Genomic DNA, 17,634 nt, shown 5'->3' on the forward strand with positions numbered 1-17,634 from the left:
TCCTTGTTGCAGATTATTTAAAACATGAATTTTACAGCATTATCTTACTGAGTTTTGAATCCAAGTGATCACAGCCAAAGCTGAAAATGATGGGTTCAATTCATATTCAAGCGTTATTCAGATCATTATTTCAGGCTGAAATATGCGAAGGAGCATCGACATGATTCATACCGTAATTGTTCCAGGTGTAGGTGGCAGTGAATATGCGCACTGGCAATCTTGGTTACAACGACAACTCATGTCTTGCTCGCGTGTACAACAGTCAGACTGGAATAGCCCAATTTTACAGAACTGGGTTGCTGAATTTGTCAAAACAGTTGCCCCGATTCAGAACGATATTCAAATTGTGGCGCACAGCTTTGGTTGTCTGACCACAGTGGCAGCCTTAGCACAGCAACCTAAATTGCAGGCGAAAATTAAAAATGTGGTTTTGGTTGCACCTGCTAACCCTGCCCGTTTTGGTGAATCTGGTTTTGCAGAACACAGCCAAAGCAATTATTCGGCTTATTTTCAGCAACTTAAATTGGCTGTACCGACACGCTTATTGATCAGTGAAAATGACCCGTGGCTAAGTTTTGCAGATGCACAGGCACTTGCCCAAGCATGGCAATTAACACCGATTAATTTAGGACAAGTGGGTCATATTAATGTTGCATCAGGCTTTGGGGCATTTCCTGAAATTTATGATTATTTGATTGCAGAAAATATGCAATCACATATCAGTATTTCTAATAACAACAAGTATTTATTCAAATTTGCAATTTAATCTTCGCAAATTATGCTTGTGCCGAATTTATCTTTTACTTTTATCTGTTTGTTTTCAAACACTCATTCTCTCTTTTGAGGAGTCATCATGTCGCAGCGATCCAAAGTGCTGCCAGGATTTGGTCTTTCTCTAGGCTTTACCCTAGCGTATTTATCCTTAATTGTTCTTATTCCCTTATCGGCTGTATTTATTAAATCGCTGGGTATCGGTTGGGATGGTTTATGGGAAATTTTAAGTTCAGAACGTATCCAAAAATCTTTGCAACTCAGTTTTAGCGCTGCGCTCATTGCAGCCTTTATTAATGTCGTCTTCGGCTTATTATTGGCATGGTGTTTGGTACGATACAGCTTTCCGGGCAAACGTATTATAGATTCTTTGGTCGATTTACCTTTTGCATTGCCTACTGCAGTTGCGGGTATTGCCCTGACTTCTTTATACGCACCGACTGGCTGGATTGGACAATATTTAGAACCATTAGGCATTAAAGTCGCGTATACCCCTATCGGGATTACCCTTGCCCTGATTTTTATTGGTATTCCATTTGTTGTGCGTACCGTGCAACCCGTACTCAGTGACTTAGAAACCGAGTTGGAAGAAGCAGCATCTGCGCTAGGGGCTAACCGCTTTCAAATTGTCACCAAAGTGATTTTCCCTATTTTATTGCCTGCACTGATTACAGGTTTTGCCCTCGCATTTGCGCGTGGCGTGGGTGAATATGGCTCGGTGATTTTCATTGCAGGTAACCAACCATTTAAAACTGAAATTGCACCCTTAATGATTATTTCTCGTTTAGAAGAATATGACTACGCAGGTGCAACCACAATTGCTGTGGTGATGTTGCTGATTTCTTTTGTCATGCTGTTCTTAATTAACTTATTACAAGCATGGGCAAGTCGTCGCACAGGGAGAACTGCACGATGAGTTTAAATACCAACAGCAATGCTTTGGCTGAAAAACTACAATCACGCGATGCAACACGTGAACCGACTTGGGTACGCTATACCCTGATTGCAATTGCCTTCATTTTCTTCTTAAGCTGTCTGATTTTGCCGCTGATTTTGGTTTTTGTAGAAGCCTTTAAACAAGGCATTGGTGTCTATGCACAAGCATTGGTGCATCCTGACACTTTATCGGCAGTGAAATTAACCTTACTCACTGCAGCCATTGCCGTACCTTTAAACGTGGTATTTGGTATTGCCGCAGCGTGGTCAGTGGCGAAATTCAATTTCCGTGGTAAGTCGATTCTCACCACCTTAATTGATATGCCTTTTTCAGTTTCTCCTGTCATTGCAGGTTTAATGCTAGTCCTGATTTTTGGTACACAAGGTTGGATGGGCGGCTGGTTGATGGAACACGACATCAAAGTTTTATATGCCGTACCTGCAATTGTGATTGCCACCATCTTCATTACTGTACCTTTTGTGGCGCGTGAATTGATTCCTTTAATGGAAGCGCAAGGCACAGAGGAAGAAGAAGCTGCGATTGTATTAGGTGCATCGGGTTGGCAGACCTTCTGGAAAGTCACTTTGCCAAATATAAAATGGGGTTTAATTTACGGCGTGATTCTGTGTAATGCCCGCGCAATGGGTGAGTTTGGCGCGGTATCTGTGGTATCGGGGCATATTCGCGGAGAAACCAACACCCTACCGCTGCACGTCGAAATTCTCTATAACGAATATACCTTTAGTGCTGCGTTTGCGGTGTCCTCTCTCTTGGCACTTCTCGCGATTGTGACCCTGATTTTAAAAACTTGGGCTGAAATTCGCCAAGAAAAGCAAAACCAACGCAATGAAGATTCAACTGTTTCTTAAGGAGTGACCGCATGAGTATTCAAGTTAAAAATATTGAAAAAAATTTTGGTGCATTCCATGCACTTAAAGACATCTCCCTCGATTTTCCAGATGGCCAACTGGTGGCGCTGCTTGGGCCTTCAGGCTGTGGTAAAACCACCTTGTTGCGTATTATTGCAGGATTAGAGTCGGCAGATCGTGGGCAAGTGATATTAGAGGGTCAGGATGCAACCGATGTGCATGTGCGCGAACGTCAAGTTGGATTCGTTTTCCAACACTATGCCCTATTCCGCCACATGACCGTATTTGACAATATCGCATTTGGTTTACGGGTACGTCCACGTGCAACCCGACCTTCAGAAGCCGAGATTAAAAAGCGTGTTATGCGTTTACTCGACTTGGTACAGTTAAGCTTTTTAGCAGACCGTTATCCTGCACAATTATCGGGTGGACAACGTCAACGTATTGCTTTGGCACGTGCCTTAGCGGTAGAACCACGCGTATTGTTATTGGATGAACCTTTTGGTGCGCTTGATGCCAAAGTGCGTAAAGAATTACGTCGTTGGTTAAGAACTTTGCATGATGAATTACACATCACTTCAATTTTCGTGACCCACGATCAGGAAGAAGCACTCGAAGTTGCCGATCAAATTATTGTCATGAACAAAGGTAATGTCGAACAAATTGGTTCACCGCGTGAAGTGTATGAACAGCCTGCAACTCCGTTTGTATTTGACTTCTTAGGTCAAGCCAACCGTTTTGAAGGACAACATCATCAAGGGATTGTGCAAATTGGTGAAGATCGCGTACAACTTCTCAATCAACCGAATGCGCCTCAAGGCAAAGTGATTGCATTTGCACGTCCAGATGAGTTGCATATTCATGCCCAACCACAGGAAAATACCATTCAAGCGACCTTCTTACGTGAGGTTTGGATTGCTGGTAAAGTAGTTGCAGAATTGCAAGATCGTCAAGGGAATTTGATTGAAATTGCACTCACCGCAGATGAAGCGAAACTGCACCAATTCCGCCCAAATCAAACGGTTTGGTTAAGTGTAATCACTTTACATTTATTTGAAAATCAAGTCGCATAAGGACATCAAGATGGAGCCTAACCCGCTCCATCCTTTTTAGGGTTGCACCACTATGAATTTCCAACAACTTAGAATTATTAGAGAAACCGTTCGGCAAAACTTTAATTTAACCGAAGCGTCTGCAGCACTATACACCTCTCAATCGGGCGTGAGTAAGCACATTAAAGACCTTGAAGATGAGCTTGGTGTGCAGCTTTTTGTGCGCAAAGGCAAACGTCTACTAGGTTTAACCGAGCCAGGACAAGCTTTGCTGAGTATTGTCGAACGCATGTTGGTTGATGCAGATAACATTAAACGCCTTGCCGATGACTTTAATAAAGTCGATGAAGGCACGCTCACCATTGCGACTACACATACCCAAGCGCGTTATGTGCTGCCGCCTATTGTGAATTTGTTTAAAAAAGAATTCCCTAAAGTACATTTGATTTTGCAACAAGCCAGCCCTGTTGAAATTGCCGAAATGCTGCTACAAGGTGAAGCCGATATTAGTATTGCAACCGAATCTCTAACCACTGAAGAGAACTTGGCAAGTGTGCCTTATTATGACTGGCGCCACAGCATTATTACCCCGCAAGATCATCCTTTAGCCAGTAAAACTGAGATTAGCCTGACCGATTTGGCAGAATATCCAATCATCACTTATCACGGCGGCTTTACGGGACGTTCTAAAATTGACAAAGCATTTACCGATGCAGGAATTGATGTCAATATCGTCATGTCTGCACTTGATGCCGATGTTATTAAGACCTATGTTGAATTGGGCATGGGCGTAGGCGTGGTAAACAATGTGGCATACGATGCAGAACGCGATTACCGTCTAAAACAAATCCAGACCGATATTTTTGGGGTAAACACCACATGGATTGCGGTTCGCAAAGGACATTTACTACGTGGCTATGGCTATGAGTTTATTTCTTTATGTGCACCAAATGCCGATATTAAAGCTTTAAAACGTATCGCCTATCCTGAAGAATAAAACAATAATGCATAAGAGAGCCCAGGCTCTCTTTTAGTTCTCTGGCAAAATTCTTGCTGATCTAAATGCCTAGAAATAATCAAAATAATGATTTTAATTTATCAGAAACATGAATAAAATATAATCAACAATAAAAAGCGTAATTTGATTTTAAACACAATTGTATAATTTAGACCAAGGACGTAACATGAAATTTCACATTTTTGTTGGATTGCTGTGTGTCCTGCCGCTAGGTTATGCCTCTGCTGCCGCTTTAGAACGTAGCGGTCAATCGGTACATGCATTATTTGAAAAAGGAAATTATGCGGAAGTCGCTTTGCTACACGTGGATACCAATATTTCAGGTCAGGTACAGCATCAACAAAATATTGCCGAATTAGGCGTTCAAGATTTTTCAACAGGCAATTTAGTCAATAATCAACACTTCATCCAAGCTGCATTAAAATTACAACCACATCCACAAGTTTCGGTCGCATTATTATTTGACCAACCTTTTTTTACGGATGTGGATTATCAATTCGACACGAATCAACCCTTATCAGAAATTGCAGACGTTGAATTCGATTCAAACAACATGACTACACTGGTTGGCTATCAACCAAATGCAAACTGGAATCTGTTTACGGGTGTGAGCTACCAATCCTTTTCAGGGAATCTCAGAATTGGTACACACGTCGAAAATTTTTATTTTGATTATGATGTGCACTTCCCTAAAGATCACGCATGGGGCTGGCTGGCAGGTATCAGCTATCAACTTCCTGAATATGCATTTAATACTGCAATTACCTACCGCTCTAAAATTAAGCACCATACTAATGCTAGTGAAAGTTTTTTGGGGTTTCCTCTAGAGATTGCACCACAGCATACGACTACTATTCAGACACCAGAATCGATTAATCTAGATTTTCAAACAGGTTTACCTTCCCAAAATTTTCTCTATGCATCATTAAGATGGGTGAATTGGCAAGATTTTGAAATTCAGCCCACACAATATGCTGCAATGCTACAGCAAGTACCCAATATGAATTTAAATCTGATTGATTACCAAAAAAATCAGTGGTCGGTACGTTTGGGTTTAGCGCATCAATGGTCACCCAAATGGATCACTGCTGTTGAAGGATTGTGGGACTCAGGTGCAGGAAACCCAGCTTCCAGCTTCAACCCTGTAGATGGTTATTTAGGTTTAGGTACTGGCCTTATTTATAATTTCACCCCTAAAACTTTTGTGATTAGTGGGATTCATTATTTGTACTTTAATCAACCAAAGAATGCACAAGGGTCTTCTTTTCTTTCACAAAACTCACACTTTTCACAACTCGAAGAACGGGATGCTTGGATTTATCATCTCAAACTTGCACACCGTTTTTAGTCCATAAAAAAACGAACCGAAGCTCGTTTTTTTTGGTTTAGCTGAAACTAACGGATATTACCAATGGTAGCTTACACCTAGTTTCGCTACTGGCATCCATTCATGTTTATCATCTGTACGAATTTTTTCCTCTTCAATGGCAATATTGTCTACCAAGCTTCCTCGAACAGCATTATCAGCTGCACCGCCACTCACAAGCGTCAAATTGGCGTCTGGATTACCCGTATAATAAGCGCCGACTTCACCAAACACACCCCAGTTATTGTTAATCTTTGGTGCAAAACCTAAACCTAAGTAAGGTGCGATGTCATTTTTATAACTCATTTTACCATTGATATGAGCACCATCTGTACCCGCTGTAAAAGCAGTATGGTTTACAGAGAAACCTTCACCAGGCTTAACACGGCGGTCTAGGTCATATTCATTATCTACATAACCAACACCAGCAGCTACATAAACGCCTTGAGCCCAACGGTTAGCACTTGCACCCCACGGACGGATCTCAGCATTTAAATAGGTCAGGTTATTCTCCATATCCATATCATACTTTGAGCCATTGACTGATAAATCATCCGACCAAGAAATATCGCCACCGTTATAACCCAGCGCTAAGCCCACATACGGGTTTGCAGTCCAAAGTAAGGCACCGCCATAACCTGTTGTACCTACTTCAGCACGTACACCTGTTGGAATTAATTGGTTACGATCAAACGCATAGCCATCTTTTACCACAGCTGTATCTGCCATTGCAGAACCTGCAACTGCTGCCAATACCGAAGCGGCTAAAATTGAGTGTAAAGTCTTCATTGTGTTTCTCCTCAAACTAAAGCTTTTTGAATTTTCATTCGTTCGTTTTTCATGTGAAAACTATAGAGCATGTTGCGCTCAGTATTTATGCAAGATTTGCTAGGTTTATGTTATCTTTTGATACAAATTTATTTTTATTGTTTATTGCAAAAGCAATTATTTTCAAAACTTCAACAATTTAGCGCTCAACTTAACTTGTTTTATTTTGCCAAGGATAAATTCCAATCTGTTCCAATTTTTATCTATTCCTCACTCAATATAGTGTAAAATCTTCGGAAATTTTTTTTCTGGTAAGAACATCGATGTCTCAGCTTTCAACAATCATTGAACAAGCATTTGAAGACCGCGCTAATTTCAGCGCTGCAGATTGTCCCGCTGAAATTCGTCAGGCAGTTGAACAAGCAATTGCAGGTTTAGATAACGGCACATTACGCGTTGCTGAAAAAATTAATGGTGAGTGGATCGTTCACCAATGGTTAAAAAAGGCAGTTTTGTTATCTTTTAAACTCAATGATAACAAGCCAATTGAATCTTGCGATTTGCGTTTCTACGACAAAGTAGACACGAAATTTACAGGTTGGACTGACGAGCAATTCAAACAAGCAGGTGTGCGTGTTGTACCGCCAGCAGTTGCACGTAAAGGTTCATTCCAAGCCAAAAATGTGGTGTTAATGCCATCTTATGTCAATATTGGCGCTTATGTAGATGAAGGCACCATGGTTGATACATGGGCAACTGTAGGTTCATGTGCACAAATTGGTAAAAACGTGCATTTATCGGGTGGTGTAGGTATTGGTGGTGTACTTGAGCCACTTCAAGCAAACCCAACGATTATTGAAGACAACTGCTTCATTGGCGCACGTTCTGAAATTGTTGAAGGCGTGATTGTGGAAGAAGGTTCGGTCATTTCTATGGGCGTTTATATTGGTCAATCGACCAAAATTTATGACCGTGAAACTGGCGAAATCCATTATGGTCGTGTACCTGCAGGTTCGGTGGTAGTTTCTGGCAACCTGCCTTCTAAATGTGGCACCTATAGCTTGTATGCTGCTATCATTGTGAAGAAAGTAGATGCGAAAACCCGTGCAAAAACCAGTTTGAACGATTTATTACGCGAAGACTAAACTTTTTTTAGTTTTCTCCATCTCTACGGCCAGCAATGACCGTAGGGATTTTTGTTTTTTTACATACTGTGATGAATTTTATGAATACCCTCCGATCTTCCGCTATTCCTGTTTCTGATCCGTCTGCGGGTTTACGCATCACGGAGATTTTCTATTCATTGCAGGGCGAAGCCAATACATCGGGCTTGCCAACCGTGTTTATTCGTTTAACGGGTTGTCCATTGCGTTGCCATTACTGTGATACCACTTATTCTTTTGAAGGTGGCGAACGTCAATCTTTAGATGACATCATCCAAACCACGCTAGAATTTAAAACACCGTATGTATGTGTGACGGGCGGTGAACCTCTGGCTCAACCGAATGCACTGCCACTCATACAACGCTTGGCAGATTTAGGTTGTGAAGTGTCTTTGGAAACCAGTGGAGCTTTAGATATTTCTAAAGTGGATAACCGTGTGTCGAAGGTGCTGGATTTAAAAACCCCTGCATCGGGTGAAATGTCACGCAACTTATTATCAAATTTAGATTTTTTAAACCCACATGATCAAATCAAATTTGTGATTTGCAATCATGACGATTATCTTTGGGCGAAGCAGCAAGTTGAGCAATATCAGTTGCATAAAAAAGTCGATACAGTGTGGTTCTCCCCTGCATTTGCTGTCGAAAAAGGTGCAGTCGCCTTGCCACAACTTGCACGTGATTTGGCACAGTGGATTTTAGCCGACCATCTCCCTGTTCGTTTCCAATTGCAATTACATAAATTGCTTTGGAATGATGAAACAGGTCGTTAATCTCCTCACGAATCCCCATTCGTATTGACGTCAATCTTCACACTTTTGCTCAAGTTCTATCGCTATATTTTAAAATTTGGAGTTCAATTATGCGCCCTCGTGCCATTGTATTGTTATCTGGTGGATTAGACTCAACCACGTGTTTGGCATGGGCACAAGCGCGTTATGAATGTATTGCACTTAGTTTTATGTATGGTCAACGCTCGACTACAGAGCTAGATGCTGCACGTGCCTTGACTAAAAATGCAGGCATTGAGCATCGTGTGATTAATATTGATTTAGGCAACTTGGGCGGTTCTGCCCTGACCGATCACAGCATTGAAGTACCTGATTATGAGCAAGAAGGTATTCCTGTGACTTATGTGCCTGCGCGTAATACCATCTTCCTGTCTTATGCTTTGGCAGCTGCCGAAGTTTTTGATGCAGAAGCAATTGTGATTGGTATTAATGCGGTAGATTATTCGGGCTATCCTGACTGTCGTCCTGAATTTATTGATGCTTTTGCCAATATGGCACGCTTGGCAACCAAAGTTGGCGTAGAAGGCAAACCGTTAAAATTTGAGACACCTTTGTTACATTTATCCAAAGCAAATATTATTCGCTTAGGTATTGAACATGGCGTAGACTATAGTCAAACGGTTTCTTGCTACCAAGCAGATGACCAAGGACGTGCTTGTGGTAAATGTGACAGCTGTCGCTTACGCAAACAAGGTTTTGCCGATGCCGGTGTTGCAGACCCAACGCGTTATATACCGTCATAACAAGGTAAAGTGTATGAAAAATTTAAAATCAAACATTATAGTTTCTGCGATTATGTCTGTTGCTGCATTATTCGCAACAACGACACACGCAAATAATGACAAGTTGCAACAAGCATATAAAAGCACCAATGTAAAAGCAGCTTTAATTAATGTTTGTAAAGAAGAAACTGCAAAAGGCAAAAAACTGACTACAGCTGAAGTAAGCAAATATTGTACTTGTGCAGTAGAAGCAGATGGTAAATTAACCAACGCTCAAAAATGGGAAATTCAAAGCGCAATTAACCAGAAAAAGAGCCCTGCGACTTTAGCTTTTGTACAAAAGCAAAATAAAGATTTGCAAACTTGTTTTGGTCCTCAGCTTACAGGTAAATTAAAAACCTTAACTGAAGAAGCAATGAAAGCGGCTGAGAAAAAATAATTTTTCTTAACAATTTCAACTAGCCACTTTATGTGGCTAGTTTTTTATGTGCATGATTTTGGAGAAAAATATGAGCACGACAATTCAATTACCAAATCAAGCTTTTCCTGCAACCACAGGCGAAGTCAATTTAACCGAACTTGGTACAGATTGGTTAGTGGTGTATTTTTACCCGAAAGATTCCACTCCTGGCTGCACGACACAAGCTGTGGATTTTACTGCACTAAAAGCTCAATTTGATGCACTTAATACCACCATCATTGGCATTTCGCGCGACTCAGTCAAAGCCCATCAAAACTTTACCGAAAAACAATCTTTAGGCATCAACTTGATTAGCGATAAAGAAGAAGTATTGTGTCAGTTGTTTGATGTGATTAAAGAAAAAAATATGTATGGCAAAAAAGTTATGGGCATTGAACGCTCTACTTTTATTTTCCATCAAGGTCAATTACTGAAAGAATATCGTAAAGTCAAAGCTGCAGAACATGCCGAGCAAGTGCTTGCGGATTTAACCGCTTTACAAGCTTAATTTTCAGCCTCTAAAAAAACACAATGTTCTGGATGATTGAAAGCTTTTTCAATCATCCTTTTTCATTTAAAAACTGGATTACTCCGTCAAATTACTGCTATCCTGCTGCTGGTATTTGTCTTGTAATTGACGATAAATTTCCGTGTTTTGAAATGCGGTTAAGAAATCAATTGTGCCTTGCGGGAAAAAATTAGGCTGTATTTCCCCACGATAATAAGCCTCACGTGCAGGCGTAGCAGACATCGCATCTTGCAAACTGTCTAGCTCGACCATTTCCCATTCAGGGAAAAATTTTAAATAATAAGATGAATCATCTTTAAAATGCCCGATCAATCCTATTCGATCTTGCGGTTGAATCAGTTCATTTACTAAAGATTTCACCAGTTTTTGCCATTTTTCATCATTATACACATCTACCACGTGCACAAATTTGATCCGCTCTTGCATATCTGGCGTAAAGTTAGACAAAATCATTTGTTCACGTTCTTTGGATAAAAACGGATTTTTCAAATTACGCTCAGCTTGAGCCGAACCCAAGGCCAAAATCACATAATGACTGCGCTGCAAAGCAATTTGAATAGTTTGCAAGTGTGCCAAATGAAATGGCTGAAAACGGCCAATGAAAACCAAATAATCAAAGGTATATTGCATAATAAATACGCCAATCCTAATTTTGATAACAACATGATGCTATCTGATACGCGGAAATGTCATCCACAACCTGCGTGGTATCAACTCATTATTGTTTTTGCAAGATAATAAATCAAAAACAATAATTGGGCAGGTTTCGTGGATGACAAATGGTTTTGCCTACTTTTGCCAAAACAAAAGTAGGTCGAACCGAAGGTTAATCCTAAAATAGAATTAATAGACGTTAAGATTCCGCCTTGCTTATTCATTTTTTAAATGAACAACCCCAAATTCTAAATAAATTTCACATTGAATTAGGAACGCAAATCTCATCATTCACTAACTTTTTATGAACTCATGAGTTGTGCCAGCGCTGCGAATTTGCGACATAATGAGCCATAAATTCAACCCAATTAAAGCAAGGATAGTACGATGACACTGAGCTGTATTCAACAACCCCATCCACATTTGAATGCGAATTTAGAGCATGGCGTACTGACTTTAGCCATCAATCGCCCAGAAGCAAAAAACGCGCTGTATGGTGAATTATATTTATGGATTGCACAAGCCTTAGATGAGGCAGATCAAGCCAATGAAGTGCGTTGTGTCATTTTACGTGGTGCAGATACCGATTTTAGTGCCGGCAATGACATGCAAGACTTTATGAAGTCTGCTGCACTTAAAGGGCAATTGCCTGCTGCAGAAGGCCCTCCATTCATCTTGCTAAAATCTGCAGCTAAGTTTTCAAAACCTCTAATTGCTGCAGTTCGTGGGGTAGCAATTGGTATTGGTGTCACAATTCTATTACATGCAGATTTAGTTTATAGCGACAACACTGCGCTATTCCAAATTCCATTTGTAAGTTTAGGTTTATCACCTGAAGGGGCTTCGAGTAAGCTTTTAGTGGAGCAAGCAGGCTATCATAAAGCCGCTGAGCTTTTACTGACTGCACAAAAATTTAATAGTGAAACTGCCTTGGCTGCCAATTTAGTCAATAGCATTGAAAGTGATGTCTATGCAACTGCACAGCAAAAAGCAGCACAATTGGCCGCTTTACCATTAGCTTCACTCAAACAATCTAAAGCGTTAATGAAACACAATGTAGATGAAATTGTGGCGTGGATTGACCATGAAGCCGAAATTTTCATGCAACGTGTCGGTTCACCTGAAATGATGGAAGCTGTGCAAGCCTTTATGCAAAAGCGTAAACCTGACTTTAGCCAATTTAATTAAGCTGCTGTTTCATTAAAAATGTATTCAACATTTCACTTGAACTAAAAAGAGTTACCAACCACATTCGGCTTAAGCGAATGTGGTTTTTTCTTATTCGCCCCCATATTTTGCTAAGTGCCGTATATCATTAAAATTGAGGATTATCTGAAATGTCTACTAAGCTTACTCAAGACACCAAACTAGAGAAAAAAGAACGCTATTTTGAAGCTGCCCCACAAGATATTGATGTCGAAAACTTTAAAAAAGTCATTCAAAGCCGTCGTTCGGTGCGTAAATTTACTGACAAAGCCATACCTGCCGAGGTTTTAGATGATTGCTTAGACATGGCCTTACTCGCACCAAACTCATCTAACTTGCAGCCGTGGACATTTGTTGTGGTGCAAAACCCTGCTAAGAAAAAGAAACTGGTCAAAGCCTGTTTAGGACAGCTTGCGGCACGCACCGCTGCAGAGCTCATTGTGTGTATTGCACGCACTGACCGGGTGGATGAAATGGCCAAAAAGAACATCAGTGAATTTCCTTTTCCTGAAGCCCCTGCTGCAGTGAAAAAGTATTACAAATTTATTCCTTATAACTACATGACTGGCTACTTAAACGCAGTAGGTAACTTTAAGAAAGTCGCTTTCAAAATTGCACGTAGTTTAGATAAACAATTACCTGTGACTGCATTTAACCCTGCCGATGCCAAACTTTGGGCAAGTAAAACTACAGCACTCGCCTGTGAAAATATGGTCTTGGCCCTTCGCGCACACGGTTTTGATAGCTGCATGATGGAAGGTTTTGATGAGCCGATGGTACGCAAACTCTTAAAACTGAATGATCAACAATTTCCAGTGATGGTGATTGCTGCAGGTGAACGTGCCGAAGATGGTGTCTTTTTCCCGCAATACCGTTTTGACCGTGACCTATTTATTCAGAAAGTCTAGGGGCTGTTAACATTTCATAAATGGCTTGCGCTGTAGGCTAAAACTGAGCAGATTAGGCATGAAACGCAAGGAATAGCGAGACTATTGCCAAGTTTCATAACGTAATCTGAGAAAGTTTTAGCCACATGAGCAAGAACAAAGCGCTGCTTTGTTTGCTGCGCAAGGGGACGAGCATATTTTTTGCTGCTATTGCGTTATGAGTCAGTCATTTAGAATAACTAAATTTCCTGCCCCATGCCTTATAGCAGCTAAAAAACCTTGCGAGATATATCTCTCACGTCGCAAACATAGATGAAGTGTCAACAGACCCTAATATTTCAACTGTATTTTTAAAACCTAGCCACATTTTGACTCGTGATAAGGCGACAAGGATGTCGCCCGTGAAAAGTAAAATCTATCTACGCAACTTATATTTGCCCCAATCCATATATGAGTGATCGTACAATTCTATTTTTCTTTAAAAATTGGTATTTAAGTCTTTAAAAATTAATATCTAAAAGTTGCATAAACTCAAAGGCAGGCTCTTCGTAAGGATGACTTGCCTTGAGCGCTTTTGCGACTGCCTGAGCATTTTGCTCAGGTACAATAGTTTCCACGCGCCATTCGGCAACGTGTTCCAAAGCATCTAACTCACCAATAAACGGATTTGCTCCTTGGACAGGCTTAAATTGCCCTGTGCCTAAAACCTGCCATGCACAATGTTCATAATTGCCAATTCCACCTGCACCCGCTGCAAAAACCGCCAGTTTAGTTTCTTCAAGATGAGATTCAGGCACATAGTAAATCAGTTTGAGCATATTTAAACTTCGCTATCCATTTCACAATTAATTAGAAATTAGCATAAAAAATTGGGCATCGTTGCTATTTTGGCAACCTATACGCATCATCCAATCCTCAATTTATACAGTTCCCAAAAAATTTAAAGTACGCTTCGCCACAAACTTATCCCCCATTTTGTATGATTTTAGATTTAAAAAGACAAGCCATGTCGCACGCCCCTAGAGCTTTTGTCATTTTTTTGGCATGATGCAAAACAAGCACATAGTGAATAATGATAAATGACTCAAATGCGTTGGTTAGAACTGCTTTCCACAGTTCGAATTGGTAGTAAAAAACAAAGTACAGAACAGGCGCGCAGCCCTTTTCATAAAGATTATGACCGTATTATTTTTTCGCAAAGTTTTAGACAACTAAACCGTAAAACCCAAGTCCATCCACTGACTCAACACGATGGTATTCACACTCGCCTGACCCATTCTTTAGAAGTGTCTTGTATTGGACGTTCATTAGGGATGCTGGCTGCAGAAAAAATCAAAGACCATTTGCCTATGTGGATTTCCCCTGCCGATGTCGGTGCGATTATTCAAGCCGCATGCTTGGCACATGATATTGGCAATCCACCTTTCGGACATGCAGGCGAATACGCCATTCGTGAATGGTTTGATGATGCTTCACACGGCAATTTCCTCGCCAAACTTAGTGATGAAGAAGAAGCCGATGTCCGTCAGTTTGAAGGCAATGCGCAAGGTTTACGGCTACTCACCAAAATTGACTACCATCCAAATGATGGCGGCATGCGTTTAACCTATGCCACATTAGGCGCTGATTTAAAATATCCGTGGCTGTCTAAGACCATTGCTGAACAAGGCAACCGCCCTGCCAATCAACGTGATAAATTTGGTTGTTACCAAGCCGAAAAAGAAATTCTCAAACAAATTGCTGAACAGCTTGGACTGATTCAATTGGGCGATTATCACTATTGTCGTCATCCACTCACCTATTTATTGGAAGCGGCGGATGATATTTGCTATGCCTTAATTGATTTAGAAGATGGCATTATTTTAAACATGCTCAGCTATGAAGAAGTGGAGCCGATCTTTTTAAACTTGATTGGTGACTACGGTATTCCTGCAGAACTAGCGATGGCACGTACCACATGGCAACAAAAAATTGCCGCTTTGCGTGGTCGGGTCATGAAGCGTTTAGTCGATGAAGTCACCACAGCGTTTGCCAAACACCATTTTGAAATCCTAATGGGACAACTTAAAGGCAGCCTTTTACAGTATTGCTCAGCAGATATTGAAATTGGTATTAATCGCGCCAAAGACTTAGCGCGTGAGAAAATTTTCGAGCATCCGCAAAAAGCTGGATTGGAAATTATTGCGCATCAAAGTTTACAAAATATTTTGGATGCGTTTATTCCGCTCACCACACCCCATAAAACCCTAAGTTTTAAAGAGCAGCGTTTAATGTCCATCTTGCAACGCTCAGGGGCAGATTTTGCGCATAATCATTATGACAATATCATGCAAGTCTTGGACATTATCTCTAAGTTTTCAGATCACCAAGCCTATAATTTATCGCAAGAATTACAAGGCAATAAGGTTGGTCTGCTATGACGAATCACCTGTATATCAATAACTTATATAAGATTGACGTAGAATTTAAGCACAAATTTTGCCTTTTGTGAAAATGCGCTCTACTATGCGAACAGCAACTTATTTTAAATCAATCAGTGAATCACAAATATGATCGGATGTCTTATTGGCGAAGTATTGGCTTTAGAAGCACCAACCGTGTTGCTGAATGTGAATGGTGTGGGCTATGAAATTGACACGCCGCTCACCACATTTTGCCAATTACAAAAAGGGCAGAAAATTACCCTATGGACGCATTTAGCCGTGCGTGAAGATGCTCAATTGTTATATGGTTTTTTAGAAGCCCAAGAAAAAACCATTTTCCGAACCTTACTTAAAGTCAATGGTGTCGGCCCAAAAATGGCGCTAGGTATTTTATCAACCTTAAGCGTCGAGCTACTGATTCACACCGTAGAACATGAAGATATTAATACCCTGATTAAAGTGCCAGGTGTGGGCAAAAAAACTGCTGAACGTTTAATGATTGAATTACGTGATCGCTTTAAAGCCATGTCCAACGAAGTGAGCAGCAGCAATTCCACAATGACTCAAATCCAGTTTACAGGCAATTCTGCTGTTGCCGAAGCCGAAGCCGCTTTACAATCTTTAGGTTATAAACCTGCCGAAGCACAAAAACTGATTAATGCAGTCAAGGGCGATTTTACTGAAGCCAGTGATATTATCCGTGCAGCATTAAAGTCGATGAATAAATAAAAAATGCCAACAAACCTAGCGTAAGTTCATCTTTCCAATATTGGATACATGACTGGCGACATGGATGTCGCCCGTTGAGTTGGGGTATAGGGATATACCCTCAACTCAACATAAGATTTTTGTTACTTTTGATCTTTCAAAAGTAAAATCATGCCTTCGCAAAGGCATTTAAACGCAACTCATACTTTGAGGCTGTGCATGCAGCATCAAAATGCCCAGCTCAAGAGATTAGTTAACACGATATGCAAGACCGTCTAATCAGTGGTTCTGAAAAACCCGAAGATCAAATTGATCGCGCCATTCGCCCCACCTCACTCGATGACTATATTGGGCAACCTGTAGTGCGTGAACAAATGGAAATTTTCATTGGTGCAGCCCGTGGACGCGCAGAAGCACTGGACCACACCCTGATTTTTGGACCACCAGGTTTAGGTAAAACCACACTCGCCAATATTATTGCCCGTGAAATGGGCGGCAATCTTAAATCCACTTCAGGGCCTGTCTTGGAACGCGCAGGTGATTTAGCCGCCATGCTGACCAATCTTGAAGAAGGCGATGTGTTATTTATTGATGAAATTCATCGTCTTTCACCTGTGATTGAAGAAATCTTGTATCCAGCGATGGAAGATTATCAACTGGACATCATGATTGGTGAAGGGCCTGCAGCACGCTCCATTAAACTGGACTTGCCACCATTTACCCTTGTCGCCGCTACCACACGTGCAGGCTTACTCACCTCACCGTTACGTGACCGTTTTGGTATTGTGCAGCGTTTGGAATTTTATTCGGTTGAAGATTTGACCCATATTGTCAAACGCTCGGCGAGTTTAATGGATGTGCCAATGACCGATGCAGGAGCCAATGAAGTCGCTCGTCGTTCGCGCGGTACACCACGTATTGCCAACCGATTATTGCGTCGCGTTCGTGACTATGCGCAGGTCAAAGGCACAGGTGAAGTCACGCAAGAGATGGCACAACGTGCGCTAGATATGCTGAATGTCGATAAAGATGGTTTAGATACCTTAGACCGTCGTTATTTATCAATGTTATTAGAGCGTTTTGATGGTGGGCCTGCAGGTGTGGAAGCTTTGGCCGCTGCTATGGCTGAAGACTCTGGCACTTTGGAAGATGTAATTGAACCATACCTAATTCAACAAGGTTATGTAATGCGAACCGCTCGCGGGCGTATTGCGACCAATATGGCGTATTTACAATTTGGGATGACACCGCCAGAGCCAAAAGAAAAATAGCTCAAAGGAAAAAATAGCTTGAAGGGAGCTATCTCCCTT

19 protein-coding genes are annotated in these 17,634 nt (G+C 41.1%); 16 read left to right on the top strand and 3 right to left on the bottom strand.

Going from position 1 to position 17,634, the window contains the following annotated elements:
- Positions 1–160 precede the first annotated feature (160 nt).
- From F947_RS02450 to F947_RS02475, 6 genes are all read left to right on the top strand, one after another.
- Positions 161–766, top strand: coding sequence for an alpha/beta hydrolase (locus tag F947_RS02450; protein ID WP_004971746.1), 606 nt, complete (start codon positions 161–163; stop codon positions 764–766).
- An 87-nt stretch (positions 767–853) separates the two neighbouring features.
- Positions 854–1,687, top strand: a complete 834-nt coding sequence (gene cysT, locus F947_RS02455) for a sulfate ABC transporter permease subunit CysT (protein WP_004971748.1) — start codon at positions 854–856, stop codon at positions 1,685–1,687.
- Complete coding sequence (gene cysW, locus F947_RS02460) at positions 1,684–2,577, top strand: sulfate ABC transporter permease subunit CysW (RefSeq protein WP_004971751.1); 894 nt, start codon at positions 1,684–1,686, stop codon at positions 2,575–2,577. The genes cysT and cysW overlap by 4 nt, the downstream gene beginning before the upstream one ends.
- A gap of 11 nt (positions 2,578–2,588) precedes the next feature.
- Positions 2,589–3,650, top strand: a complete 1,062-nt coding sequence (locus tag F947_RS02465; RefSeq protein WP_004971754.1) for a sulfate/molybdate ABC transporter ATP-binding protein — start codon at positions 2,589–2,591, stop codon at positions 3,648–3,650.
- 52 nt (positions 3,651–3,702) lie between these two features.
- Positions 3,703–4,626 (top strand): CysB family HTH-type transcriptional regulator, encoded by a 924-nt coding sequence (locus F947_RS02470; RefSeq protein ID WP_004971756.1) that lies wholly within the window; start codon positions 3,703–3,705, stop codon positions 4,624–4,626.
- A 187-nt stretch (positions 4,627–4,813) separates the two neighbouring features.
- On the top strand, positions 4,814–5,995 hold the full coding sequence (locus F947_RS02475; RefSeq protein ID WP_004971759.1) for an outer membrane protein transport protein: 1,182 nt from the start codon (positions 4,814–4,816) through the stop codon (positions 5,993–5,995).
- 57 nt (positions 5,996–6,052) lie between these two features.
- On the opposite strand, the gene carO is transcribed toward F947_RS02475, so the two are convergent.
- On the bottom strand, positions 6,053–6,802 hold the full coding sequence (carO, locus tag F947_RS02480) for an ornithine uptake porin CarO (RefSeq protein ID WP_004971761.1): 750 nt from the start codon (positions 6,800–6,802) through the stop codon (positions 6,053–6,055).
- A 302-nt stretch (positions 6,803–7,104) separates the two neighbouring features.
- Here carO and dapD point away from each other — a divergent pair, with 302 nt between their 5' ends.
- The 5 genes from dapD (at position 7,105) to F947_RS02505 (ending at position 10,425) form a co-directional block, all read left to right on the top strand.
- A complete protein-coding gene (dapD, locus tag F947_RS02485; protein ID WP_004971762.1) occupies positions 7,105–7,926 on the top strand; it encodes a 2,3,4,5-tetrahydropyridine-2,6-dicarboxylate N-succinyltransferase in 822 nt (273 codons plus the stop codon).
- An 80-nt stretch (positions 7,927–8,006) separates the two neighbouring features.
- Positions 8,007–8,717 (top strand): 7-carboxy-7-deazaguanine synthase QueE, encoded by a 711-nt coding sequence (gene queE, locus F947_RS02490; protein ID WP_026438304.1) that lies wholly within the window; start codon positions 8,007–8,009, stop codon positions 8,715–8,717.
- Between the two features lie 89 nt (positions 8,718–8,806).
- A complete protein-coding gene (gene queC, locus F947_RS02495; protein WP_004971765.1) occupies positions 8,807–9,478 on the top strand; it encodes a 7-cyano-7-deazaguanine synthase QueC in 672 nt (223 codons plus the stop codon).
- Positions 9,479–9,491: 13 nt separating this feature from the next.
- Entirely contained in the window at positions 9,492–9,896 is a 405-nt protein-coding gene (locus F947_RS02500) for a hypothetical protein (RefSeq protein WP_004971768.1), read from the top strand.
- A 70-nt stretch (positions 9,897–9,966) separates the two neighbouring features.
- Positions 9,967–10,425, top strand: a complete 459-nt coding sequence (locus tag F947_RS02505) for a peroxiredoxin (RefSeq protein WP_004971770.1) — start codon at positions 9,967–9,969, stop codon at positions 10,423–10,425.
- Positions 10,426–10,503: 78 nt separating this feature from the next.
- Here F947_RS02505 and F947_RS02510 read toward each other — a convergent pair whose 3' ends face one another.
- The gene (locus tag F947_RS02510; protein ID WP_004971774.1) at positions 10,504–11,076 is read right to left on the bottom strand and encodes a nicotinate-nicotinamide nucleotide adenylyltransferase; all 573 of its coding nucleotides are present in this window, start codon (positions 11,074–11,076) and stop codon (positions 10,504–10,506) included.
- Between the two features lie 411 nt (positions 11,077–11,487).
- Here F947_RS02510 and F947_RS02515 point away from each other — a divergent pair, with 411 nt between their 5' ends.
- Together F947_RS02515 and F947_RS02520 are read left to right on the top strand one after the other, a co-directional pair.
- On the top strand, positions 11,488–12,288 hold the full coding sequence (locus tag F947_RS02515; protein ID WP_004971778.1) for an enoyl-CoA hydratase-related protein: 801 nt from the start codon (positions 11,488–11,490) through the stop codon (positions 12,286–12,288).
- A 149-nt stretch (positions 12,289–12,437) separates the two neighbouring features.
- On the top strand, positions 12,438–13,214 hold the full coding sequence (locus tag F947_RS02520; RefSeq protein WP_004971779.1) for a nitroreductase family protein: 777 nt from the start codon (positions 12,438–12,440) through the stop codon (positions 13,212–13,214).
- A gap of 479 nt (positions 13,215–13,693) precedes the next feature.
- On the opposite strand, the gene F947_RS02525 is transcribed toward F947_RS02520, so the two are convergent.
- Positions 13,694–14,011, bottom strand: coding sequence for a YqfO family protein (locus F947_RS02525; RefSeq protein WP_004971781.1), 318 nt, complete (start codon positions 14,009–14,011; stop codon positions 13,694–13,696).
- Positions 14,012–14,272: 261 nt separating this feature from the next.
- On the opposite strand from F947_RS02525, the gene F947_RS02530 reads away from it, so the two are divergent.
- From F947_RS02530 to ruvB, 3 genes are all read left to right on the top strand, one after another.
- Complete coding sequence (locus tag F947_RS02530; protein ID WP_004971782.1) at positions 14,273–15,613, top strand: deoxyguanosinetriphosphate triphosphohydrolase; 1,341 nt, start codon at positions 14,273–14,275, stop codon at positions 15,611–15,613.
- A gap of 129 nt (positions 15,614–15,742) precedes the next feature.
- Complete coding sequence (gene ruvA, locus F947_RS02535) at positions 15,743–16,345, top strand: Holliday junction branch migration protein RuvA (RefSeq protein ID WP_004971784.1); 603 nt, start codon at positions 15,743–15,745, stop codon at positions 16,343–16,345.
- A gap of 242 nt (positions 16,346–16,587) precedes the next feature.
- Positions 16,588–17,595, top strand: a complete 1,008-nt coding sequence (gene ruvB, locus F947_RS02540) for a Holliday junction branch migration DNA helicase RuvB (RefSeq protein ID WP_004971787.1) — start codon at positions 16,588–16,590, stop codon at positions 17,593–17,595.
- Positions 17,596–17,634 lie beyond the last annotated feature (39 nt).

It is taken from the genome of Acinetobacter towneri DSM 14962 = CIP 107472, assembly GCF_000368785.1.
Taxonomy (GTDB): domain Bacteria; phylum Pseudomonadota; class Gammaproteobacteria; order Pseudomonadales; family Moraxellaceae; genus Acinetobacter; species Acinetobacter towneri.

Excerpts from the sequence above, each read along its gene's own strand:
- F947_RS02450 (WP_004971746.1), top strand. The coding sequence starts at position 161 with ATGATTCATACCGTAATTGTTCCAGGTGTAGGTGGCAGTGAATATGCG.
- cysT (WP_004971748.1), top strand. The coding sequence starts at position 854 with ATGTCGCAGCGATCCAAAGTGCTGCCAGGATTTGGTCTTTCTCTAGGC.
- cysW (WP_004971751.1), top strand. The coding sequence starts at position 1,684 with ATGAGTTTAAATACCAACAGCAATGCTTTGGCTGAAAAACTACAATCA.
- F947_RS02465 (WP_004971754.1), top strand. The coding sequence starts at position 2,589 with ATGAGTATTCAAGTTAAAAATATTGAAAAAAATTTTGGTGCATTCCAT.
- F947_RS02470 (WP_004971756.1), top strand. The coding sequence starts at position 3,703 with ATGAATTTCCAACAACTTAGAATTATTAGAGAAACCGTTCGGCAAAAC.
- F947_RS02475 (WP_004971759.1), top strand. The coding sequence starts at position 4,814 with ATGAAATTTCACATTTTTGTTGGATTGCTGTGTGTCCTGCCGCTAGGT.
- carO (WP_004971761.1), bottom strand. The coding sequence starts at position 6,802 with ATGAAGACTTTACACTCAATTTTAGCCGCTTCGGTATTGGCAGCAGTT.
- dapD (WP_004971762.1), top strand. The coding sequence starts at position 7,105 with ATGTCTCAGCTTTCAACAATCATTGAACAAGCATTTGAAGACCGCGCT.
- queE (WP_026438304.1), top strand. The coding sequence starts at position 8,007 with ATGAATACCCTCCGATCTTCCGCTATTCCTGTTTCTGATCCGTCTGCG.
- queC (WP_004971765.1), top strand. The coding sequence starts at position 8,807 with ATGCGCCCTCGTGCCATTGTATTGTTATCTGGTGGATTAGACTCAACC.
- F947_RS02500 (WP_004971768.1), top strand. The coding sequence starts at position 9,492 with ATGAAAAATTTAAAATCAAACATTATAGTTTCTGCGATTATGTCTGTT.
- F947_RS02505 (WP_004971770.1), top strand. The coding sequence starts at position 9,967 with ATGAGCACGACAATTCAATTACCAAATCAAGCTTTTCCTGCAACCACA.
- F947_RS02510 (WP_004971774.1), bottom strand. The coding sequence starts at position 11,076 with ATGCAATATACCTTTGATTATTTGGTTTTCATTGGCCGTTTTCAGCCA.
- F947_RS02515 (WP_004971778.1), top strand. The coding sequence starts at position 11,488 with ATGACACTGAGCTGTATTCAACAACCCCATCCACATTTGAATGCGAAT.
- F947_RS02520 (WP_004971779.1), top strand. The coding sequence starts at position 12,438 with ATGTCTACTAAGCTTACTCAAGACACCAAACTAGAGAAAAAAGAACGC.
- F947_RS02525 (WP_004971781.1), bottom strand. The coding sequence starts at position 14,011 with ATGCTCAAACTGATTTACTATGTGCCTGAATCTCATCTTGAAGAAACT.
- F947_RS02530 (WP_004971782.1), top strand. The coding sequence starts at position 14,273 with ATGACTCAAATGCGTTGGTTAGAACTGCTTTCCACAGTTCGAATTGGT.
- ruvA (WP_004971784.1), top strand. The coding sequence starts at position 15,743 with ATGATCGGATGTCTTATTGGCGAAGTATTGGCTTTAGAAGCACCAACC.
- ruvB (WP_004971787.1), top strand. The coding sequence starts at position 16,588 with ATGCAAGACCGTCTAATCAGTGGTTCTGAAAAACCCGAAGATCAAATT.